Source organism: Allorhizocola rhizosphaerae, assembly GCF_003426775.1.
GTDB classification, from domain to species: domain Bacteria; phylum Actinomycetota; class Actinomycetes; order Mycobacteriales; family Micromonosporaceae; genus Allorhizocola; species Allorhizocola rhizosphaerae.
In genome coordinates this window covers 1-23,141 of the sequence record NZ_QJUG01000136.1, presented here as the reverse complement: position 1 = coordinate 23,141, position 23,141 = coordinate 1, and the positions used below count along the sequence as shown (strand labels likewise).

General features: G+C 68.2%; 17 protein-coding genes. 5 read left to right on the top strand and 12 right to left on the bottom strand.

Translation table 11 applies throughout. The annotated features are described in order from the left end of the window. Window positions 1-152 precede the first annotated feature (152 nt). From eno to DM816_RS26265, 5 genes are read right to left on the bottom strand one after another with little or no spacing between them, the layout of a single operon-like run. Window positions 153-1,439, bottom strand: coding sequence for a phosphopyruvate hydratase (gene eno, locus DM816_RS26285; RefSeq protein ID WP_117213077.1), 1,287 nt, complete (start codon window positions 1,437-1,439; stop codon window positions 153-155). 25 nt (window positions 1,440-1,464) lie between these two features. Continuing rightward, a complete protein-coding gene (locus DM816_RS26280; protein ID WP_117213076.1) occupies window positions 1,465-2,142 on the bottom strand; it encodes a hypothetical protein in 678 nt (225 codons plus the stop codon). Window positions 2,143-2,155: 13 nt separating this feature from the next. Beyond that, window positions 2,156-3,733 (bottom strand): DUF885 domain-containing protein, encoded by a 1,578-nt coding sequence (locus tag DM816_RS26275; protein WP_117213075.1) that lies wholly within the window; start codon window positions 3,731-3,733, stop codon window positions 2,156-2,158. Between the two features lie 9 nt (window positions 3,734-3,742). Continuing rightward, a complete protein-coding gene (locus tag DM816_RS26270; RefSeq protein ID WP_117213074.1) occupies window positions 3,743-4,621 on the bottom strand; it encodes a nucleoside triphosphate pyrophosphohydrolase in 879 nt (292 codons plus the stop codon). Next, entirely contained in the window at window positions 4,618-5,235 is a 618-nt protein-coding gene (locus tag DM816_RS26265; RefSeq protein ID WP_117213073.1) for a hypothetical protein, read from the bottom strand. Before DM816_RS26265 ends, DM816_RS26270 begins: the two co-directional genes overlap by 4 nt. Before the next feature lie 99 nt (window positions 5,236-5,334). Here DM816_RS26265 and DM816_RS26260 point away from each other — a divergent pair, with 99 nt between their 5' ends. Then, the gene (locus DM816_RS26260) at window positions 5,335-6,483 is read left to right on the top strand and encodes a hypothetical protein (RefSeq protein ID WP_211588858.1); all 1,149 of its coding nucleotides are present in this window, start codon (window positions 5,335-5,337) and stop codon (window positions 6,481-6,483) included. A gap of 11 nt (window positions 6,484-6,494) precedes the next feature. Here DM816_RS26260 and DM816_RS26255 read toward each other — a convergent pair whose 3' ends face one another. The 4 genes from DM816_RS26255 to DM816_RS26240 form a co-directional block, all read right to left on the bottom strand. Beyond that, entirely contained in the window at window positions 6,495-7,253 is a 759-nt protein-coding gene (locus tag DM816_RS26255; protein ID WP_246002262.1) for an arylamine N-acetyltransferase family protein, read from the bottom strand. Beyond that, on the bottom strand, window positions 7,237-7,713 hold the full coding sequence (locus DM816_RS26250) for a methylated-DNA--[protein]-cysteine S-methyltransferase (protein ID WP_117213072.1): 477 nt from the start codon (window positions 7,711-7,713) through the stop codon (window positions 7,237-7,239). Before DM816_RS26250 ends, DM816_RS26255 begins: the two co-directional genes overlap by 17 nt. Before the next feature lie 21 nt (window positions 7,714-7,734). After that, complete coding sequence (mfd, locus tag DM816_RS26245; protein ID WP_117213071.1) at window positions 7,735-11,268, bottom strand: transcription-repair coupling factor; 3,534 nt, start codon at window positions 11,266-11,268, stop codon at window positions 7,735-7,737. 269 nt (window positions 11,269-11,537) lie between these two features. Further along, the gene (locus DM816_RS26240; protein ID WP_117213070.1) at window positions 11,538-11,936 is read right to left on the bottom strand and encodes a heavy metal-responsive transcriptional regulator; all 399 of its coding nucleotides are present in this window, start codon (window positions 11,934-11,936) and stop codon (window positions 11,538-11,540) included. Between the two features lie 81 nt (window positions 11,937-12,017). On the opposite strand from DM816_RS26240, the gene DM816_RS26235 reads away from it, so the two are divergent. Further along, window positions 12,018-12,380 (top strand): DUF2784 domain-containing protein, encoded by a 363-nt coding sequence (locus DM816_RS26235; RefSeq protein ID WP_246002264.1) that lies wholly within the window; start codon window positions 12,018-12,020, stop codon window positions 12,378-12,380. Window positions 12,381-12,578: 198 nt separating this feature from the next. After that, window positions 12,579-15,896 (top strand): FxSxx-COOH system tetratricopeptide repeat protein, encoded by a 3,318-nt coding sequence (gene fxsT, locus DM816_RS26230; protein WP_162907851.1) that lies wholly within the window; start codon window positions 12,579-12,581, stop codon window positions 15,894-15,896. Here the strand turns inward: fxsT and DM816_RS26225 are convergent. Continuing rightward, window positions 15,859-17,724 carry an HEXXH motif domain-containing protein gene (locus DM816_RS26225; protein WP_162907850.1) on the bottom strand — a complete coding sequence of 622 codons (1,866 nt, stop codon included), beginning with the start codon at window positions 17,722-17,724 and terminating at the stop codon, window positions 15,859-15,861. The genes fxsT and DM816_RS26225 overlap by 38 nt on opposite strands. A 2-nt stretch (window positions 17,725-17,726) precedes the next feature. Continuing rightward, on the bottom strand, window positions 17,727-17,903 hold the full coding sequence (locus tag DM816_RS42915; protein WP_162907849.1) for a hypothetical protein: 177 nt from the start codon (window positions 17,901-17,903) through the stop codon (window positions 17,727-17,729). A gap of 168 nt (window positions 17,904-18,071) precedes the next feature. Between DM816_RS42915 and DM816_RS26220 the strand changes: the two genes are divergently transcribed. Further along, a complete protein-coding gene (locus tag DM816_RS26220) occupies window positions 18,072-19,280 on the top strand; it encodes a 5'-methylthioadenosine/S-adenosylhomocysteine nucleosidase (protein ID WP_162907848.1) in 1,209 nt (402 codons plus the stop codon). Window positions 19,281-19,283: 3 nt separating this feature from the next. Here DM816_RS26220 and ppc read toward each other — a convergent pair whose 3' ends face one another. Continuing rightward, window positions 19,284-22,067 carry a phosphoenolpyruvate carboxylase gene (gene ppc, locus DM816_RS26215; protein ID WP_117213065.1) on the bottom strand — a complete coding sequence of 928 codons (2,784 nt, stop codon included), beginning with the start codon at window positions 22,065-22,067 and terminating at the stop codon, window positions 19,284-19,286. A 113-nt stretch (window positions 22,068-22,180) separates the two neighbouring features. Between ppc and DM816_RS26210 the strand changes: the two genes are divergently transcribed. Further along, on the top strand, window positions 22,181-23,141 hold a 961-nt coding region (locus DM816_RS26210), incomplete at its 3' end, for a bifunctional sulfate adenylyltransferase/adenylylsulfate kinase (RefSeq protein WP_483964162.1).

Sequence of the window (23,141 nt, the reverse complement as noted above, 5' to 3'; positions counted from 1 at the left end):
GAGCAGCAGCGCGATCGCCCGCCCGCCCAGTCCGCCCTCGCTGGGCGCGTGGGTCCGCTTGGCCGCGCCCTTGGCCGCCGGGCGGCGCACGGCGGCGGGCCGGTTCCCGGAGCGGGCGGACCCGCCGCGGGAACCGGTCTGTCCGGGACGCCTCATACTGTCTGACGGTAGCGCGGGAAGGCGCTCGCACCCGCGTAACGTGCCGCGTCGGCGAGCTCTTCTTCGATGCGCAGCAGCTGGTTGTACTTGGCGACGCGGTCGGAGCGGGCCGGCGCGCCCGTCTTGATCTGGCCGCACCCGGTGGCGACGGCCAGGTCGGCGATGGTGGTGTCTTCGGTCTCGCCCGACCGGTGGCTCATCATGCACCGATATCCGTTGCGGTGGGCCAGGTCCACGGCGTCGAACGTCTCGGTGAGCGTGCCGATCTGATTTACCTTGACCAGTACGGCGTTGGCCGCGCCCTCGTCGATGCCGCGCCGGATGCGCTCGGGGTTGGTCACGAACAGGTCGTCGCCCACGATCTGCACCCGCGTGCCCATCGCCGTGGTGAGCGAGGTCCAGCCGGCCCAGTCGTCCTCGGCCAGCGGGTCTTCGATCGACACGATCGGGTAGGTCTCGGCGAGCTTGGTGTAGTAGGCCACCATCTCCTCGCGCGTCTTGGGCGTGCCCTCGAACAGGTAGGACCCGTCCTTGTAGAACTCGGTCGCGGCCACGTCGAGCGCGAGCACGATGTCGGACCCGAGCGTGTAGCCGGCCGCCTGCACGGCCTCGGCGATCAGGTCGAGCGCGGCGGCGTTGGCCGGCAGGCTCGGCGCGAACCCGCCCTCGTCGCCCAGCCCGGTGGACAGACCCTTCTTCTTGAGCACGGACTTGAGCGCGTGATAGACCTCGGCTCCCGAGCGCAGCGCGTCCCGGAAGGTCGGCGCGCCAATCGGGGCGATCATGAACTCTTGGATGTCCACATTGGAGTCGGCGTGCGCGCCGCCGTTGAGGATGTTCAACATCGGCACCGGCAGCACGTGCGCGTTGGGCCCGCCCAGGTAGCGGTAGAGCGGAAGTCCGGCACTGACGGCAGCGGCCTTCGCGACGGCAAGCGAGACGCCGAGGATCGCGTTTGCCCCGAGGTTGGACTTCGTCGGGGTACCGTCCAAATCAATCATGGTTTGATCGATGAATCGCTGCTCGCTGGCGTCAAAGCCGACGATCTTCTCCGCGATCTCCTCTTCGATGTTGGCGACCGCCTGCTCAACGCCCTTGCCGAGATAGCGGTCGGCGTCCCCGTCGCGCAGCTCGTGTGCTTCGAAAGCGCCGGTGGAGGCGCCGGAGGGAACCGCGGCACGGCCCACGGACTCGTCATCGAGCCCGATCTCCACCTCAACGGTCGGATTGCCCCGTGAGTCCAGAATTTCGCGTGCCGTTACAACAAAGATGGTCGCCATGCGGCCAGCCTATCGAGACCGGCCTTCAGGGCTGACGGAGGTCCACCACATTCGCGCCGTTGGGCGGGGCCAACTCGGCCGGGTCAGGCACCCTGAGCTCCAGCTTGACCAAGGCCTGATCGACGATCACCCCGTTGATCACGCCGCTGAAGCTGGCCAGCACGCCGTCGGCGGTCACGCACGCGGTGAAGTTGACCACCGGCGCATCGACCAGCCCATACACCTCAAGGCAGCTTGCCGGAAGCCCCGCGATGGTCGTGTCGTGCGGCTTGACGGTCGACTCGGGCTGCAGCGTGACCAAGCGCAGCAGGTCGGCCACCACCGGGCCGGTGACAAGACCCTTCTTCATGGGCTCGGGGTAGCCGCTGCCCGGCGGGCCCGGACTCGCCCCCGCCAGCGCCCGGACCTCGCAGCGCGGCGGCTTGGACACCAGGTCGCACGCGGTGCGCTCCTGTTCACCGACGATCAGGACGCCGCCCGGGTACCCATACGCCACCCGCGACGGGGATGCCTGTTGCGCGACCGTGGCCCGGTTGCCGCCCGCGAGCTGATAGTCGGCCCGATAGCGCAGCTGCGAACCGCGCTCCAGCTGCCGGGTCATGTCCCGGACCAGCCGGTCGGTGCCGACGGGCACGCCCGCGTCACCACAGCCTGTCGCAAGTGCGGCCACGCACAGCAACACCGCGAGCAGGGGTGAACGCATGCGAGAAAGCTTCTCACACGAGCAGGCTTCGCAAATGGGGTGGCGGGATGCGCGAGCCCTGGGCGAGCATGGCGTCGTGCCATGCCTTCAGGCTCACGTTGCCGGGCCGGGCCGCCGCGATCTCGCTGACCTCCGAGAAGCCCACGAAGTAGGTCGACAGCTGGGTCGACGACAGCAGCGCACGCCGCCACTTGCCGGCCGCCTCGCCCTCCTCCTGGAAGCCGCGGCCCATCATGAGCTGCATGGCGTCGGCCTGCGCCATGTCCTCGCAGTGCACGAGTTGGTCGAGGATCGCGTTGATGGACATGCGCAGCTGCATCTTGAGCTGCTGCGCTCGCACGGCCGGCCCGCCGAACCCGTGGTCGACCATGAGCTGCTCGGCGTAAACCGCCCAGCCCTCCACGAACGTGCCCGAGTAGCCAACGTTGCGGGTGCGGCTGCTGCCACGGTACCGGCGACCGTGCGCAAGCTGCAGGAAGTGCCCCGGCATGGCCTCGTGCACGGTCAGGTTGCGCACCATGTGGTTGTTGTATTCGCGGTAGAACGACCTCACACGCTCCGGCGTCCAGTCGGCCGGGGTGGGCGCGATGCAGTAAAACGTTGGCACGTCAGCGGTTTCGAGCGGGCCGGGCGGATCGCAATAGGCGACGGCCACGCCGCGCGCGAACTCCGGCATCTCCTGAATCACGCACGGATCGTCCACAAGCGACACCAGGTCGTGCTCCCGCACGAAGCGTGTCGTCTCGTCGAGGGTGGTCCTGGCGAGCTCGATGATCGTGTCGTTGGACGGGTGCGAGTCGGCCAGCCGGTCCAGCGCGCCGCGCACGTCGCCGCCATACATCTCGCGCAGCTGCTCGGTCGCCGAGTCGAGCGTCGCGTAGGCCCGCTTGAGCACCTCCGCCGCGGACAGCTCGGTCTCCAGCGTGTGCCACAGCTTGGCCTCCCACAGCCTGCGGCCCAGCCGTGGGTCCCGCCCTTCGTCAGTGATAGCACCGCACCACTGCGCAAACTCCGTCAAGGCTTGCGCCGCCCGGTCGGCCGGCGGCTGCACCCGTGAAGAAAGTGCCGGTGCCTCGGCCAGCATCCGCGGGATCTCGTCGCGGACCAGCGAGGCCGCGCCCGCGAACTGGGTCGCCGCCGTCTCCCGGTGGATGCGTGGGCAGTCGCGCAGCACTCCCCGGGCCACACTCAGCGAGTCGGGGATCTTCTCCAGCCGCCCGGCGAGCGATTCCAGCCGCTGCTCCACCGGAGCGAACGGGCGTGCGATGAGCGCGTGCAGCAGCATGCCCGGGTTGTGCCGCAAGGGGTCCCACTCGTGCGAGCGGACCTCGGTCAGCTCGAACCGGCGGCCCTCGACCATCGACATGAGGATGGCGTGGTCGACCTGCTCGGCGGGCGGCAGCGCGTCAACGTCCACCTGCGACAGTGCGTCGCTCGCCTCGCGCAGCATCGTGGTGTGCGCGATGACGCCATCGGGGGAATAGTCGGGCAGCTCGGCGTCGAACCGGTGATCACCGGCAGACAGCGCGGCGGCGGGGCTGGACTCCAGCAGAGCGTCGACGATGCGCTCCGCGAGCGGCACAAACTCCATCGTGACAACTTAGCCCGCGTAGCGCCGCAACGCTTCCCGCAACGACGCCTCCGCGTCAACGCCGGGCTCTTGGGCAACGAGCCGAAGGATGCGCCCGCCCAATGAGTCGTCTGGTGAGGGCTCCTTGCGAAGCTTTGACACGAGTTTGGTCGCGAGCACGAGCGCCGGAAGCGACCAGGTGATCTGCCCCGGCCCTTCCTCGCGCTTGATCCGCTCCCAGTTTTCGACCACCTCGGCCGCGTCCTTGACCGGCACGCCGCTGAACACGTGCGGGTTGCGCCGGATCATCTTGGCGACGAAGTCGCCCGCGACATCGTCGATGTTCCATCGCTCATCCGGCGGGAGCTCCTCGGCCAGGCGGGAGTGCAGCAGCACCTGCAGAAGCACGTCACCCATCTCGCCCCGCAGCGCCTCGTGATCGTCCGCGAGGATGGAGTCGTAGGCCTCGTATGCCTCCTCCAAGAGGTACCGCGCAAGGGTTTTATGGGTTTGTTCTCTCTTCCAGGGATCTTCCACCCGCAGCCGATCGGTGACCGCGACCGCGTCGAGCAGCCGGGCACCGGGCGGATCCCACGAGCCGTACATCAGCTCAAGCTCGGCCAGACCCGGCTCACGGGCCAGGCGCAGGCCCAGCTCGCGGGCGAGATGTTCGTCACCGCCCGGCCCGGCCAGCCACACCACGACCGGATTCGCCTTGCCCAGCAGGGTTTCGGCGGTCGGCTCAGGTTCGATCTCGATCGAGGCGCCGGAGGCGCGCAAGGCTGTGGTCAGGTCGCTGTCCGCCGCGGCCAGCACGGGATGCGCGCGCACCAGATCCCACGCCTGAGCGGTCAGCAGCCCGGCCGGAAGCCGGGGCGAGGTGACAAGCAGGATGATGCGGGCGGTCACTGTTGGGGTTGCTGCGGCTGTTGCGGCGCTATGGGCCGGTTTTGCACGGTGCGCACCACGTTGGCGGCCCCGAACGGCGGCGCATAGCGCGGGTTGACGACCACATCGGCCGCCTTCGCCTGCTCGTCGAGCGTGCGCGTCCACGACAGCTGGCGCTGCAGGTTTTGGTTGCCCTCGATCGACGCGCGCACGTCGTCGAACTTCACGTCGGGCGACAGCCGACCCTCGTCGACCTCACGCTCGTAGAGCGCGCGCATCTCGGCCTCGGAGGCCGGGCTCACCGGCATCGCCTCCAGGCACGCCTCGAACCGGCCCGCCATCGCCAGGAACGCGGGCGTCTGGGCCTGCGCGGGACGCGGCTGATAGGTGAAGCCCTTCGCCTTGGCAGCCCGGTCGCACAGCTGCTCGCCCAGCGCATATTCCACGACCACCTCGCGGGTGACCTTGCGGTCGGCCGGGGCGATGGCGTTATAGCCGTCCACGAGCTCGGTGACCTGCTGCTCCGTGATGACGGCGTCGCCGATGTAGATGGCGACATTGGGCGCGGAACGGCACGCCGTCAGGGCGAGCAGGGCCACGGCCGCGGCGGCTCCGGCGAAGAGACGAATGCGCACGAGCCCACCTTCTCACGTCCGGCGGATAGGGGGGATCTCAGGGTCGTCTCCACCGAACGTGGGACCACAAGATGAATGGTCGCACGGCAGAATGCGATCGTGACGACGATCGACGCCCTCCCGCGGACCCCCTCCGGCCTCATCCGGCTCGCCCGATCCGGGCCGTGGGATTCGGTACGCCCCGCCGTGGTCGTGGCCGTCTACCGGCTGTGGCTGGTCGCCTTCGCGCTGAAGATGCTGGGCTCGACGTGGGACATGTCGTGGCACTTCAAGTGGCTGCGCGACACCGCCGCGCCGCCGCACATCATCAACACGATCGGCACCGTGATCGTCGTCGCCCTGGTCATTTACCAGGCTCGATTCGACGTGGGCGTGGATGCCTGGGCCAAGCGCCTGATGGTCTTCGGCACCGGGATGTTCCTCATCGCCATCCCGATCGACGTGATCAACCATGAGATCAACGGCCTCGACATCACGGCCTGGAGCCCGAGCCACATCCTGCTCTATCTGGGGACGGCCTTCATGCTCCTGGGCTGTTTCAGAGGCTTCTGGAGCAGTACGGAGCCGAGCCGCACCCGCACGATCATCGGCGCGGTGCTGTGGGGCTTCTTCCTGGAGAACGTGCTGTTCCCCAGCCAGCACCAGGAATACGGCCAACTGTCGCTGGAGGCGTGGCTCGCGGGCAGCCCGACCGCCGAGCCGATGCTGCTCGAGTTCGCCGCCGGCCAGCTGGGCCGGCCCGTTGACGACATCGCGGTCCAGGGCTTCGCCCTGCCGGTGGACTCCTGGGTCTATCCGATGTGGATAGTCAGCGCGGCCATCCTGACGCTCGTCGCCGCGCGGCGCTTCGTCGGCGCCCGCTGGACCGCCACGGCCATCGCGGCGGGCTATATCGGGTACCGTCTGGTGGCCTGGATTCTTTTGACGGGCACGGGTTTCCCGCCCTCGCTCCCGCCGCTCATGCTCCTGGCCGGGGCCATCATGGTCGACCTGGCCTTCCTCGCGATCGCCAACGGCTACGCCCGCGCCATCGGCGGGGCTCTGCTGGCCACCGGCGCCACGGCCGCGGCCGCGTGGGTGCAGGATTACAGCATCGGCGCCCCGCCGATCGACTATGTGGCGTTCGCGTGGGGCGGCATCTTCCTGGCCGTCGCCTGGGCCGGCCTCTCCGTCGGCCAGCGCACCCCCGCGCTCACGAGCGCGCCCGCCACCGCACACCCCACACCGGCCCCCGAGGCCGCCGCCTGACCGGAGCCCGGTCAGGCGGGCGTGACAGCCGCGAGCAGGCGCAGGTCAGAGGGCTCCAACACGATGCCGAACAGCTCGCGGTAGGCCGCCCGGATCTCATCGTCGCCTGCCAGCTCGCGCTTGGTGGCGACGCCCTCGACCGTGCGGGTCAACGTCTTGCCGCTCAACGTGATCCGGCCGTCGGCCGTCAGCAGCGAGCAGACGGTCTTGCGGGTGAAGTGGGACAGCGGCGACGTGGTGTGCCACCAGCAGCCCGCGGTGAAGTCGCGCAGCTCGCGCGGGCGCAGGTCGAGCCGGTATTCGGGCACGCCGTCCTTGATGACATCGAGGTCGCCGTCGGGCGCCTGCACCACCTGGAACACGCCCGCCGGGTCCTTCTGCTCGTCGCCCGTGTCCAGCCGCAGCGGGTGGTGCGCGAAGCTGCCGAAGCCGACATCCACCAGCCACGGCCCGACCCGCAACGCGAGATGGTCGTAGGGGATCCCCAACCCCTCGGGCGTGATCACGCGGCCCTGCATCAGCTTCACATCGTGGCCAAGCTCGGCCAGCAGCCCGGCGAACGCCCCGTTGAGCTCGTAGCAGAACCCGCCCCGGCGCCGCTCGACGATCTTCGCCGCGAGCCTCACCGGGTCGAGCACGATCGGCTCGACCAGGTGAATGCTCAGATTTTCGAACGGCACCGACATCAGGTGGCGCAACTGCAGCTCCTGCAGCGACGAGTCGCGGCTCGCGCCGATGCGCTCCAGGTATGCGTCAGCTGGAAAAGTCACGCCACTCCAACTCCATCCTCACCTTGGCCTCCAGCTCAAGCAGGATGCGCTTGCGCTCAAGCCCACCACCGAACCCGACCAGCTTGCCGTCGGCACCGATGATCCGGTGGCACGGCACGATCAACGGCAGCGGGTTGCGGTTGCACGCCGTGCCGACCGCCTGCGCCCCGCCCGGCTCGCCCACCGCGCTCGCCACGGCCCCATAGCTGCGCGTCTCGCCGAACGGGATGAGCTTCATCTGCTCCCACACGGCCCGCTCGAACTCGCTGCCCCGCAGCACGTGCAGCGGCACGCTGAACGCCGTGAGCTCGCCCGCGAAATAGGCCCGCAGCTGATCACCCACTTCGTCGTCGGCCGGGCCCGCTCCCGGGCGAGGTCCAAAATGGACGGCGCAAACGCCGACATCGTCCACCGCGTAGGAAAGCTCCCCGATCGGAGTATCCAACTGCGCCCACCTCATGCCGCCCATCCTATTCCGCCCCTACGACAAAACGTCTTTGAGCAACTGGGCGCACCACTCCAGCAGTTGCTGATCGCGCATCGGCTCGCCGCCGACCCGGCGCGTCATCGGAGTGGGGACGGACACCTGGTTTGTCGCCGTTTTATAAACAGAGTCCGGATGGTACCGCTTGAGCCTCAGCTGCTTCGAGTCCGCGAGCACGATCGGCGAGAAACGAATGTGCTTGCCCTGCAACGAAATCTCCGTCAGCCCATACTCCCGCGCGAGCAGCCGCAGCTTGGCCACCGCCACGAGGTTGGCCACCTGGGCGGGCGGCTCGCCATAGCGGTCGCGCACCTCGTCGACGACCTCCTGCAGGGCCGCATCGGTGCGCGCCGACGCGAGCTTGCGATAGATCTCCAGCCGCAGCCGCTCGGAGTCTATGTACGACTCGGGCAGGTGCGCGTCGATCGGCAGGTCGATTTTGACCTCCACCGACTCCGCCGCCACATCGGTGGAACCCTTGAACGCTTGCACGGCCTCGCCCACCATACGCACATACAGGTCGAACCCGACGCCCTCGATATGCCCGGACTGCTCACCGCCCAACAGGTTTCCGGCCCCGCGAATCTCAAGGTCCTTCATCGCCACATACATGCCCGCGCCCAACTCCGTATGCTGGGCGATGGTCGCGAGCCGTTCGTGCGCGTGCTCGGTGAGCGGCTTGTCCGGCGGATACAGGAAGTACGCATACGCCCGCTCCCGCCCTCGCCCAACGCGGCCGCGGATCTGGTGCAACTGCGCCAACCCCAGCAGATCGGCGCGCTCCAGAATCAGCGTGTTGGCGTTCGGGATGTCCAAACCGGACTCGATGATGGTCGTGGCGACGAGGATGTCGAACTGCTTCTCCCAGAACCCGACCATCACCTTTTCGAGCGCCTCCTCGCCCATCTGCCCGTGCGCCACCGCCACCCGGGCATCGGGCACCAGCTCGCGCAGCCGCCGCGCCGCCCGCTCGATCGACTCGACCCGGTTGTGCAGATAGAACACCTGCCCGTCGCGCAGCAGCTCGCGATGGACGGCGGCCGCGACCTGCTTGTCGTCGTAGGCCCCGACATAGGTCAGCACCGGATGACGCTCCTCCGGCGGGGTGTTGATCTGCGACATCTCCCGGATGCCGGTGATCGACATCTCCAGCGTCCGCGGGATGGGCGTCGCCGACATGGTGAGCACGTCGACGTTGGCCCGCATCTCCTTCAGCTTTTCCTTGTGTTCGACGCCGAACCGCTGCTCCTCGTCGACGATCACCAGGCCCAGCCGGTTGAACCGGGTCGACTGCTGCAGCAGCCGGTGTGTGCCGATGATGATGTCGGCCCGCCCATCCCCCGCCATGTCCAGGGTCTCCTGCGCCTCCTTGGGCGTGGCGAACCGGGAAAGCTGCCGCAGCACGATCGGGAACTGGGCCATTCGCTCGGAGAACGTGCTGAAGTGCTGCTGCGCGAGCAGCGTGGTGGGCACGAGGACGGCCACCTGTTTGCCGCCCTGCACCGCCTTGAACGCGGCCCGTACCGCAATCTCGGTTTTTCCATAGCCCACGTCGCCGCAGATGAGCCGGTCCATCGGCACCGGCTTCTCCATGTCGTCCTTGACCTCGTCGATCGCGGACAGCTGGTCGGGCGTCTCCTGATAGGGGAACGCGTCCTCCAGCTCGCGCTGCCACGGCGTGTCCGGGTCGAAGGCGTGGCCGGGGGCCGCCTGCCGGGCCGCGTAAAGCTGGATGAGCTGCGCGGCGATCTCGCGCACCGCCTTGCGGGCGCGCGCCTTGGCCTTCTGCCACTCGGAGCCGCCCATCTTGTGCAGGGTCGGCTGCTCCCCGCCGACATATCGCGACAGTTGGTCAAGCGAATCCGTTGGCACGAAAAGCCGGTCACCGGGGTGGCCCCGCTTGGACGGCGCGTATTCGATCACGAGATATTCGCGGTCGGCCCCGTTCACCTTGCGCTGCACCAGTTCTACATACTTGCCGATGCCGTGCTGCTCGTGCACCACGAAGTCACCGGCGCGCAGCTCAAGCGGGTCGATCGTGTTGCGCCGCCGCGTGGGCATCCTGCCCAGCTCGCGGCTTGCCGCGCGCCCGCCAGAGATGTCGGCCCCGGTGAGCACGACCAGGTTGGCCGCCTCCCACACCAGACCGTGGGCCAGTGGACCGGTCAGGATCGACACTCCATCTTGGATGGACGTGGTCAGCGCGGCTCCGACCCCCGCGTCGCGCAACACCTCCTGCGCGCGCTGCGCCGGGCCGTGGCCCTCGAACACGAGCGCCACCCGCCGGCGGCGCCCGAGCCAGCCCTGCACGTCGTCCACCAGCGACGCCGTCTGGCCGTGGTAGAGCGGGGCCTGCGCCGCGCCCAGCGCCACCACCGTGGCGGTGTCCGGTGCGACATCGACCTCCGGCGCATCGAGCCAGGGCTCCGCCGCATCGTCTGCTTTGGACTCCACGAGCCCGAACGGACCCGTTGTCCACCAAGGCATGTTGAGTGTGGCCGCGTGCGCCCGCACCTGCGCGAGCGTCTTGAACGCCGCCGCGCCAAGGTCGATGGGTGCCTTGCCACCCACCGCGGCTGCGGCCCATGACGCCTCAAGGAATTCTTCGGAGGTACGGACGAGGTCGTGCGCCCTGGTCCGAATCCGCTCGGGATCGGCAAGCAAGACCACGGTCTGCCGGGGCAGGCAGTCCAGCAGCAGTTCGACGCTGTCGCGCCCGTGGTGCAACGCCGGGCCGAGCGACTCCATGCCCTCGACCGGAATGCCGTCGGCCAGCTTGGTGAGCATCTCCGCGATCGCGGGGTGCTGCTCGGCCAGCTCGGCCGCCCGCTGCCGCACGTCCGGGGTGAGCAGGAGCTCCCGGCACGGCGGGGCCCACAGCCGGTCGACCTTTTCGATGGTGCGCTGATCGGCGACCGCGAACGTGCGGATCTCCTCGATGTCGTCGCCCCAGAACTCGACCCGCGACGGGTGCTCGTCGGTGGGCGGGAAGATGTCCAGGATCCCGCCCCGGACCGCGAACTCGCCCCGCTTGGTCACCAGGTCGACCCGGGCGTAGGCCAGGTCGGCGAGCGTGCGCACGGTCCGGTCCAGCGACGCCGACGCGCCCGCGCGCAACTCCACCGGTTCGAGCTCGCCCAGCCCCTTGAGCTGCGGCTGCAACACGCTGCGCACCGGGGCGACGATCGCCCGGAGCTCCTGCCCACCCGGGTGGGCCAGCCGGCGCAGCACGGCCAGGCGCCGGCCCACCGTGTCGGAGCGCGGCGACAGGCGCTCGTGCGGCAGCGTCTCCCACGCGGGATAGACGGCGATCTGCTCGGGATCGAGGAACGCGCTCAGCGCGTCGGCCAGATCCTCGGCCTCGCGGCTGGTCGCCGTGACCACGAGCACGGGCCGCTGCCGCGCCACCGTGGCCGCGATGAACGGCCGTGCCGCCACCGGGGCCGTGACGTCCACCTCGGCATAATTGAGCTGCCCAAGGCGCTGCAGCGCGGGGTCGGCGAGGGCCGCATCGAGCAGGCCGGTCAGCATGTCGGCACTCCTAGCGAGGAAGGGTCAGGGAAAGAGCGAGGGCAACACGAATGACCCGTTCCGGGACGGAGACGGGGTGTCGCCCCAAGCATATAACCCTTACCTCGCGAGCCCTTAGACCCATTTCGAAGGGGTCGAAAGCCATGCCCGACCGTGCCGCGCGTCACGGCCGGACACCCGGCGGTCCTAGCAGCAGCCAGGCTCGCAGCATGTCGGATCAGTGCAGCAGTCACGCATCGCCAATCACCTCCCTCCCCAATGCACGAACGTCACGGGCACCACGAGCCGGGCTCCGGGTCGGGACACCGCCCGTCCGGCAGCGCGGCCACCATCGCGGCGAGATCCCTGCGAAGCTGCGCCAAACGGGCCATCTCCGCGTCGATCTCGTCCATGCGCCGGCGCAGCATGGTCTCTGCCGGCTCGCACGGGCACACCCCCGTGTCGCGCACCGCCAGCAGGTCACGCACCTCGCGCAGGCGCAACCCGAGCCGCTGGGCGCCCTGGATGAACCGCAGCCGCTCGACGGCCGCCGGGTCATACATCCGGTAACCGGCGCGGCTGCGCGAGGGCGGCGGCAGCAACCCCGCCTTCTCGTAGTACCGGACGGTGTCCGGGCCCACCCCGGCCGCAGCCGCCAGGTCGGCCACCTTCATCGTGCTTGTGCCCATGCCCTCGACGGTAAACCTTGGAGCGCACTCCAAAGTCAAGCGCTTGTCGCCCGCTCGGAAGTGGTTCAGTGTGTAAGGGTGATGTACCAGGTGGTGGCGACCGCGACCATGGTGTTCCACTTCGCCTTCCTGGCCTATGTGGTCACCGGCGGGTTCCTGGCCTGGCGCTGGCCGTGGGCGATCTGGCCGCACCTGCTGCTGGCCGGCTGGGGCTTTTCCACCGTGGCGTTCGGGTTCGACTGCCCGCTCACCCACGTCGAGGACTGGGCCCGCCGGCGGGCGGGCGAGCAGGGCCTGGCCACGGGCTTCATCGACACCTACCTGGAGGGCGTGATCTACCCGCAGCGCTACGCGGGTCTGATGCAGCTGCTCGCCGGCGGCGCGGTCGCCGTCTCCTGGATCGGCTTCGCGTTCCGCAGATTCCGGCGCCCCCGCCACGCCTGATCGGTGAGTGCGCAATTTCTCGCATTCGCCGGCCAGGGCACATTCGTAGATCTGTCGCGGGTCCGACACCGGGCGCCGGCCATTATCTTCGAGCGATTCTATTCCCGCTCAGTAACAATTGACGCATACGATTGCGTCGCCTGCAGACCGGGACCTAGGCTCTGCATCGCGTCGAATGCATTCGCGGAGGACTGATCGGTGCCGGGCATACCCAGGAAGGATCATGCGGCGGAGCTGCGCGACCAGATAATTTCGGCAATGGTCGAGCTGCCTTTTATCGCCGCCGTTTATGATCGCCGACTATTGATCAGACTAATCCGGCTGGAGATCGTCGATTTTCCGGACATCCGGGAGAGTCAGGAAACTCGGCTCCATGTGGTCGAAATCGTGCTGGCGTGTCTGCGCCATCCGGGCGGTCTGCGCGCGCTACGCAACGCCCTGCGGACGATGGATCCCGATGCGGCGTCTTCCCGGCGGGTGCGGCACCTCATCGAGAGTGCGAACCTGCTCGCGCTGCTGCCGGAGGAGGCCATCGCCGAAGCAAAGGGAATGCTCGCCAAGGTCGCACCAATGGAGACTCCGGCCTGGCGCACCACATTTCGCACGCTCGACCGCAGCAATCGGACGACGAAGACGATCAGCCGCCTGTCGCTGGTCGATGCCTTTGACATCCTTTGCCACCGGCCCGGAGATCCGGTGCCTCCGGGACTGGCGTTCATCGATGAGCTATCGAGGCAAGTCGATGGCGTGGCGAGCGGCGAGCTGAAGCGCTGGGCCGAGATCCAGGCCAAACACCTGGGCGTGATGGACGAACTCTTGGGCGTGAGACCCGCCATCCCGACATCTGGTAATGGCCAAACGAGCGACTCCGCGAATGGTAATTTACCCACAGATAACGCACAAAATACTCAATCATCGAGTGACTTCACAACCGAACAAACCTCATCGTCTGAAGCCGACGAGGGCGACGACGCACTTGTAGGAGATCGCATGCCTCCCGTCGAAACGGCGACGCCCGCCAAGGAAAAGCTGCCGCTGGTTTGGGGAAATGTGCCGCCGAGGAACCCCAATTTCACCGGGCGCGAGGCATTGCTGCAGTATTTGCATACGAAATTGCAAATGGAGCGGGAAGCCGCGGTATTGCCGCGGGCACTTCACGGAATGGGTGGCGTCGGAAAATCGCAAATCGCCATTGAATATGTCCATCGACACCGCTCCGATTACGATTTGATCTGGTGGATTCCGGCCGACCGAAAAGTCGATATCCTGGCGTCCCTCGCCGACTTGGCGTTTCGGCTCAAGCTGGATATGACAAGACAGGCGAACAATGCCGTTCCGGTTCTGCTCGACGCCTTGAACACGGGTCAGATTCCCTATGAAAACTGGCTCCTGATTTTTGACAATGCCGAAGACGTCGCCGAGGCACGGGCCTATTTTCCGTCCGGCGGCAACGGGACCATTCTGGTCACCTCGCGGAATCTGGAGTGGGCGCTCACCGCCGAGGAGTCCATTGAGGTAGACGTATTCACTCCGGAGGAGAGCAGAAAGTTCCTGCTGAACCGATCACCGGACCTCAGCCCGCAGGACGCCGATCGGCTCGGCGAGGAGCTGGGCTATCTGCCACTGGCCGTCGAGCAGGCGGCCTCGTGGCACGCCGTCACCGGCATGCCGGTCACCGAATATCTTGAGCTGCTGCAGGCCAAGCGGATCGAGCTGCTCTCGCAGACCCCGTCCGCCCAGGATCAGGGTTCGGTGGCCGCGGCGTGGAACGTGTCGCTCGATCGGCTGGAGCAGAAAAATCCGGCCGCGCTCCAGCTGCTGCAGGTGTGTTCGTTCTTCGCCCCCTCGGATATTTCGCGAGACCTGTTCGTCGCGGCGCCGGTGCGCATCACTGCCGAACTCGATACGCTGCTCGGCGATTCGATCCAGCTGGCTCGGGCGATCCGCGACATACAGAGCTACGCCCTGGCCCGGCTCAACCACCAGGACTCGACCCTGCAGATCCACCGGCTGATCCAAGCGGTCCTGATGTCGCGGCTGGACGACAGCCAGCGCGAGCTCATGCGGTTCGGCGCGCACGCGCTGCTGGTCAACGCCGACCCCAAGCACCCGCATCTGCCCGAGCAGTGGAGCCGCTATCAGATGCTGCACAAGCATTTCGAGGCATCACGGGTGACGGATTCGGCCGATCCCCTGATCCACGGCCTGACCATGCACATGGTCGAGTTCCTCTTCTACTGGGGAGCGCACGCGGAGTGCCGCGACATCGCCACCCGGGTGCATGCCACGTGGACCGAGAAGCTCGGCTTCGAACACCCACAAAATCTCAAGCTGGCGACCTGGCTGGGATACATCTGCTGGGTGCTCGGCGATTTCGCCCGTGCCAGGCAGGTCAACCGACAGGCCTTTGAGGCATACGATCGCACCTTCGGGCCCGACGACGAGGGCACGCTCAACGCCAGCCGCATGGTGTGCACGGACCTTCGTGCCGCCGGCCGGTTCCAGGAGGCCAAGGAGCGCAATGAATCGATCTACAAGCGATCGCGCACCCTGTTCGGACCGGACGATCCCGCCACCCTGCACGCGGCGCACGACCTCGGGGTGAGCCTGCGGCTGACCGGCGAGTTCGCGAGGGCCATCGAGCTGGATGACGAGACAGCGCGGCGGCGCACCGAGGTGCTGGGCAGAAACCACACCGAGACCCTGCGCACGCTCAACGGTCTGGCCGTCGACCGCCGCGAGGCGGGGCATTTCGTCGAGGCGCACCGGCTGCAGGAACAGATCTACAAGCGCCATCTCGAAATCATGGGCGCGGACAAGCCGATGTCGCTGCACGCGGCCAGAAACCTCGCGGTTGCCCGGCGCAAGTCGGGCGACCACGGCGGGGCCAAGGAACTCTCCGAGGTCACGGTGGAAAAGTTCCGCCGGCGCTATGGGACCGACTACCCCGAGACCATGGCCGCCGAGCTCAACTACGCGGTGGATCTCAGGCAGGTCGGCCAGCTCGACGACGCCCGTGAGCTGGGCGGCAGGCTCGTGGAGCGATACCGGCGGGCGCTTGGCGCCCAGCATGCGCACACCCTGTCCGCCCAAACCAATCTCGCCATCGTCTATCGGCTGCAGGGCGATCCCGAGCAGGCCCATGCCCTCAACAAGCAGGTCTACGAGACCCTCACCGAGACGCTGGGCGCCGATCACCCCGTGACGCTCACCTGCGCCATCAACCTGGCCAGCGATCTTTACACGCTCGGGGAAGCCCAGGCGGCCTATGAACTCGACAGTGAAACTCTCGAACGTTCCCAGCGGGTGCTGGGGGCCGAGCATCCTTCCGTGCTGGCATGCAGCGCCAATCTGGCTTTGGACCTGCGTCGGCTGGGGCGGACGGCAGAGGCGGAGAAGATTCAGGGCAACACCATGGCGCTGTTCCGCAAGGTGCTCGGAGACAAACACCCCGCGACTCTGAACGCGTTGCAGAGCATCAGGGCCGACTGCGACGTCGACCCGATGCCGCTGTAGCACCGTGCTGCTCACACCATTGGGCGATGGCGAGCGGATCACACTTCACGCGCAGCCGGCGAAGCCTGCGGTAGACGCCGCTCGCCAGCTCCGGTCGGCGCAGCAGGCAGCGCCACGGAAGGTGGCGCCCGCCTGCGATGCAGGCCAAGGCCAGACCCGCCCAGGCGTCGCCGTCATCCGCGTTGTCGCGCAGCCTTGCGCGGTAAGCGGTCAGTGCCTCGGTGACCTCCCCGCCAACCAGGTCGAGATCCGCGTCGCGCGCCGACTTCGCCTGCAGCGCAAGGAATCGCTCCGGCGCGCTGGCATGGATCCGGTAGAGGGTCACCCTGCGATGCGACCACGGAATCGCGGAGAAGGCCCACGGTCTGTCGTCGGGCACGGCGCGATTGGCACCCATCCAGCTGTCCGCCATTTCACGTACCACATCGGGATCCGGACGCAGATTGCGCACGCGCCAACCGATCCGGTGATCAGTGGTCGCGTACCAGGAGCCGTGAAGCGCGGTGCGGGAAACCCTTTCGGCCATCCACGGCTGTAGCCGTGCGTTCATGCCGTTGACAAAACGCTCGCCCAGTTCCGTCAAGCGCCGCGATTTCATCAATGCATATAAGCCGATCCACGTCTGGCGGCGGGCAAAGGCATAGTCGAATTGGTCGGCCGGATCCTTCCCACATTCGAGGCGGCTCCGCCAGAAAGCGGTGATGCCGAGGAACGCATAGACTCCTTGCAGCAGGCCGCCGAGTGGCCTCGGGTCATCCCGCCAAGGCGCGTAATGGCGACTCTCGTCGTCGCCCTCCACAAAGTCACCCAGATGAAGCAGGCCGCCCAATTTTGAATGCTGAAACTCGTGCACGAGCGTTTCGGCAAGCGACACCGCGGTGGGCGGGCGGGTCAGGAGCGCGGCGCCGAATCCGTCCCCGGTGGAGGCGCTGCGGGTCGAGCCGTCGCGGCTTTCCGGAAGCGGGGCCAGCGAGCGCAGACCCACGCTCATCGCCGCGGCCGTTTCACCGGCGCACGAATTGAGAATGTGCCACGCCCCATCGAGCAACTCGCGCCATCCGGTGACCGCGGTGTCCGACAGCCGCTGCGGTGGCACCGGATCGGCCAGATCCCGGAACGGGTCGACGTCGTCGAGATAGACGCTCAGTGTCCGGCCCACGGCGCTGACGTCGAGCCGGCGCAGGCTCCACCAGCAGTCGGAGTCCTGCGTGAGATCGTGCGGCAGGATCAACTCCTGCCGACCCACCCGCAGCGATGTCACGCCGTGCGTGGTCACCGCGGTCGCCACGGCGGGGCCGTTCAGCCCCGCAAACCTGGCCAGCCCGAGTGTGGGCAGGATGACCCCGCCTTCACGCACGGGCAACAGGGTCTGGGCGGCCTGTCCACTTCGGACCGCGGCGGCGAAGGTCGCGCAGTGGATCTGGCCGACCTCAAGCCACATGGGCGTCGGGCGGACCCGGTTCTTCACGGCCCGGATCGCGTGCGACAGCCAAACCCCAAGCTGGGGATGCATCAGCACGTCGCGCAGCACGGCAGCGGATTGCGGCAGCGCTTGCAGCCGTTCGAGTTCGCGCCATGCCGCCGTGGCCGGCGGCAGCGGGCCAAGCAGCTCGGGATGGGCCGAAGCCAGGTCCAGCAACACCTTGACCAGCAGGAGCCGGCGGCTGTATTCGCTGGCCAGCAGCCGTGCGATGGCTTCCGGACCCCCGCCGCCGCGGGCTATCTCGTCGAAGTCGGTTTCAGGAAACACGTGGTAGGCGGCCGGATTTACCGGGCCGGCCGGTCCCACACCGATGTCTTCCTGCCGCGACTGACCGCCGACACGCACCCTCAGTCCACCCGTCCGGGCGGCCCACTGCCGATGTTGGCGCGATGCCGCTCGATCTGATGCAGCAGGTGCCGGGTGCTCAACTCCAGGACTGCCTCGTCGCAGTGGCGCAGCGTCGCGATGTGGACGTTGGTGAGGTCGATCAGAACGGTTTTGATGACGCCTGGTGGGTGATCCATCGTGACGTGTTCCCATCGGTTCTGAAGGCGAGGCAGCCACCCGGCCCTGGCCTCCATCGCATCCGGGGGCATCTATAACTGTAGATAATATACATCGACCGACGACAGGACTTTTCACTCCTCGGTATCCTGAACGGCAGCATCGTCAGCGGATGGGACAGCGTCGCCGTGAGACCTTTGGACGTCACGATCGGGATTGTCACCGCACTGCCGATCGAGTCGGCCGCCGCCCGGCTGGTCATCGACGACCTTGCCGACTGCGCCGCGATTCCCGGTGATCCCAATGTGTACAAGACGGGGGCGCTGCCGAGCCTCGACAAGGGCCGCCCCCACCGGGTCGTCCTCGCGTTGCAGACCGAAGACGGCACTCGCAACGCCGCGGCGATGTGTTCGTCGCTGGCCCGGTCGTTCCCGCAATTGAAGGTCATCGTGATGTGTGGGATCGCCGGCGGAATCCCTGCGCCACATGACCCGCGCAAACATGTGCGGCTCGGCGATGTGGTCGTGGCGACCGGTGGAATCGTCGACTATAACCATGTCCGGTTGATCGACGGCGTGCGGCACCTGCGACGGGCGACCGAGGGCATGTCCAGGCGCCTGCTCGCAGCCGACCATGAGCTTGAAATCCGCGAGCATCTCGACAACCCGGAGTGGGTGGAGGCAGCGCAGGCTCTGCGTGCGGTGCCCGCACGCTTCGCCCGCCCGGCGGAGTCGACCGATGTGCTGACGCGGGCCGGGGTTCGCATCCCACATCCCGATCGGCAGCTCTCAGGGCACCGACCTGGCATTCCACGGGTGCATCGCGGGCCGATCGGCAGTGCCGATGTGCTTGTGCGCGACGAGGCCGCGCGCGATCTGCTGGCCGCCGAGCACGGCATTCTGGCGGTGGAGATGGAGGGTTCGGGCATCGCGGTTGGAGCGGGCCTGCATGATGTGCCCTGGTTTGTGGTTCGTGGCATGGTCGACTACTGCGCCAATGCCACGAAGAACGACGTCTGGCACGCCTATTCCGCGTGGGTCGCCGCGGCCTACACCCGGGCGCTGCTCGGGCAGTGCCATTCCTTCGCCGCGGGGGCGACCCGCACGGCACCGCGCGGGGTGCCCGGCGGTGAGCACCTCAGAGCGCTCATCGACGCGCTCAGCAGCGTGCGGGTGTTGCGCGACGACGCCCAGCGCCGGGCGGTCCTGGCGGTCCTGCCGCACGAAATCGTGGTACCGGATAACGCACATGGGCGGCTTCACATCATCTCGCTGGTCCACGCGTGCGCCGACCACGACGGCGGCCGGGAAGCCTTGCTCGATGCGCTTGAGCTCATCCTCGGGCCCGGGTCACGAGACTTCCAGCGGGTGCGGGAGGCCTTCGACGCCCACTGGTGAGGATCAGCCGGTGTTGCGCATGCCGGCGGCGATCCCGTTGACGGTCGTGAGCAGCGAGCGCTCCAGGGTCGGGTCGGTGGACAGCACGCGCCGGCCGCCGGGCGCGGTGGCCATCGAGCGGCCCGCCAGGCCGGCGTCGCGATACTGGCGCAGCAGAGCGACCTGCAGGTGGTGCAGCGGCTCCAGGTAGGTGTCGCGCACGGCCAGGGTGCGCTTGAGCACCGGCTGGTTGTCCAGCGGCGCCGATTCTCCGGTCACCGCAAGGACTTCCGCGAGCGTGGTGTGGTATTCCGACTCGATGCTGGTGAAAATGGGCCGGAGTTGGGGTGGCACCAACGAGTTCACATACCCGCGCGCGATGTTCAGGTCGGTCTTCGCGAGCATCATCTCCACATTGGACACGAACGTCTTGAAGAAGTGCCATTCGGCATACATCTCGCGCAGGGTCTCGCTGTGCCCCGCCTCGCGCAAAGCACGCAATCCCGTGCCCACGCCGAACCAGCCGGGCACGATCTGGCGCGACTGCGTCCACCCGAAAACCCATGGGATGGCACGCAATCCGCCCAGTCCCGCACCCGAGTCGGGCCGCTTGGCCGGCCGCGACCCGATGTTCAGCGATCCCAGCAGTTCGGTGGGCGTGGAGGCCCAGAAATACTCGGGCAGATTCGGGTCGTCCACAAGCGACCGATAGGCCGTGTAGGCCGCGCTGGACATGACATTCATGGCGGCGTCCCACTGGGCCAGCTGCTCGGGCGTCTGCCGCGGCGTCTTGTGCAGCAGCGTCGCCTGAAGCACCGCGGCCACCGTGAGTTCGAGGTTTTCCCGGGCCAGGGCCGGAAGCGTGTATTTGTCGGAAATCACCTCGCCCTGCTCGGTCACCTTGATGGCGCCGTCGAGCGTGCCGTAGGGCTGGGCGAGGATCGCCTCGTGGGTGGGCCCGCCACCGCGCCCGACCGTCCCCCCGCGGCCATGGAACAGTCGCAATTGGACACCGTGCCGCGCGGCCACATCCCGCAACGCGCGCTGCGCCCGGTGGATCGCCCACTGGCTGGTCGTGATGCCCGCTTCCTTGTTGGAGTCGGAGTATCCCAGCATGACCTCCTGCACGTCGCCGCGTGCCCGCACGATGGCCCGGTAGGGCTCCAGCGACAGCAGCTCGTCGAGAATCTCGCCGCCCGCGTCGAGCTCGGCGACGGTCTCCAGCAGGGGCACGAACCCGATCGCGGCCCGCGGCGCGTGCGGGTCGACCAGGCCCGCCTCGCGGGCCAGGACAACCGCCGCGAGCACGTCGTCGATCCCGCGCGTCATGGACACGATGTACGACTCGATCACGTCGGGCCCGAACCGCTCGTGCGCCGTGCGGATCGTCGAGAACACGTCGAACGTCTTGCGTGCCGTATCCGTCAACGGGGCGTCCATGCTCGCCAGCGGGCGCCGCCCGGACAGCTCGCGGGTCAGCAGCTCGGTACGCTCCTCCCGGTTGAGGCCCGCGTAACCGGACACCTCCCCCACCCGCGCGTAAAGCTGGGCCAGCACGTCGTGGTGCGCGTCGGCGTGCTCCCGAACGTCCAATGTGGCCAGATGCAGGCCGAACGCTGTGACCGCCCGGATCACCGACGCGAGCCGCCCGGTCGCGGTCAGCTGGCCGGAGTTGCGGGCCAGCGAGGCGCGCATCAGCTCCAGGTCGGCCAGCAGCTCGGACGAGCCAAGGTAGTCGCGGCCCGGCTCGTGCGGCGTCCCGTTGGCCAGCCGTGCCCGCGTGTTGTCGAGCTTGGCCTTGATGCAGCGGGCCTTGAGGCGATAGGGCTCCTCCGCGTTGACCCGCCGGAAGCGCGGGGCCACCTCGGGCAGCGCGTCCAGATCCTTGGCCAGGCTCGCGGACAGGTCGAGCGACACCCCGCGCAGCCTGCGTGACACCGACATCTCGTTGATCATGTCGTCGAGGGCCTGCTCGACCGCGCGGATGCCGTGCTCGTGCTGGAGCAACAGCACGTCGCGCGTCACGGCGGGGGTCACATAGGGGTTGCCGTCACGGTCACCGCCGATCCAGCTGCCGAACGTCAGCGGGCGTGCCGTCGGCGCGGTCTCGACACCGAGCCGGCGCAGCGTGTCGGCCAGGTCGTCGAGCACGCGCGGGGCGGCGTCCTCGTATAGGTCGCTGAGATAGTAGACCGCGTTGCGGGCCTCGTCGGTCGGGTCGGGCCGGTCCAGCCGCAGCTCGTCGGTCTGCCACAGCAGGTCGAGCAGCTCCGACAGGCGATCGTCGGAGTGGACCCGCTCACCGAACAGGCGCTCCGCGGCGTGCTCGTGGTCGAGCGCGTCGGCGATGGTGCGCAGCTTCGTCAGGATCGACCGGCGGGCCGCCTCGGTCGGATGCGCCGTGAACACGGGCCGGATCGCCAGGCGCCGCAACGCCGCCGCGAGGTCCTTGGCCGGTACCCCTTTATCGGAAATGCGCTGACCGGCCTGATCCAGCCAGCCGCCCTGCTGGGCCCGGCGGCGTCTCAGCTCGCGCGCCCGATGGACCTGCTCGGTGATGTTGGCCAGGTGGAAGTAGGTCGAGAAGGCCCGAGCGAGCAGGGTGGCGGTCGAGACATCGAGGGCGGAGAGTTTGGCCGCGGCGCCGTCGGCGTCGTGCCGCACCAACGCGCGCACCTCTTCGACCAGATCGAGCAGGCCCTTACCCTCCTGCCGGACCAGCGTCTGCCCCAGCAGCGTGCCCAGCCTGCGGATATCGGCGCGTAGGGCGGTGTCGGCCTCGTGCTCGACCGGCGTAACGTCACTCATCCCGCGCGTTCCTTTCCTCTTCGCATAGAAAAGGACGCCGGTGTCCTGGAGGAATCGTATCCAGCAGACCTCGGTATTTGCTCTCCGGGCCGGTACTGACAGACTTGTCCCCTGTGAACGAACGGAGCGAGCGCGTGATCAGTGAGGAGGCCTTGCGGGGTGCGCCCACGTGGACACCCAGCCCGATCGAGCTTGCCGATCTCCACCTGCTCCTTGCCGGGGCATACGAGCCGCTCACGGGCTTTTTGGGCCCGTCCGACCTGCAGTCGGTGCGGCGCTCGGCCCGGCTGGCCGATGGGCGGCACTGGCCCGTTCCGGTGACCCTCGAGGTGCCGGCCGGGATGCTCGACGGCCTCGATCTTAATGAGCCGGCTGTGCTGCTGCTCACAGATCAAGAGGGAGCGCCGGTCGCCGGGGTCGACATCACCGAGGCGTGGGAGACCCGCCCCGGTTGGTCCGGTGTCGCCGGTCGGGTTCACCGGCATGGCGACGGCGGCCACACGCCGTTCACCGGATTTCGCCTGGACACCGCCACCGTGCGCGGCCTGCTGACCGAGCAGCGCGTGCTGGGCGTGTTCGCCGACCGGCCGCTGCATCGGCCCCAGCTGGCCCAGATCGTTCACGCTTCGCGCCAGTTGAAAGCCCAAGTTCTGATTTTGGTACCTTACGGGGCCCCGGTCACCCCGCGCGACGGCCTCACCCCCGAGGCGCTCATGCGCTGTGTGCTCGCCGCCCGCGACCGGCTGCCCGACCCGATCGTGGTCGCGGTGCCGCTCGCCGAGCGCGGCAACGAGCTTTCCGACGCGATGCTGCGCGCCAAGGTGGCCGCGGCCTACGGGGTCACGCATCTGCTGTCGACGGCCGGCACGGTCACGGGCGCCGGGCTGCGCGTGCTGGTGCCGCGCGAGCTTTCCTACGACAGCCGCGACGGGCAGTGGCGCGACCGCGACGACGTGCCCGAGCGGTTCGAGCGGCGCGCGCTGCACCCGCGCGAGATCGCCGACCTGCTCGACGACGGGCTGGCGCTGCCCGAGTGGCACACGCCCCCGGCCGTGGCGCGCGAGCTGGCCCGCG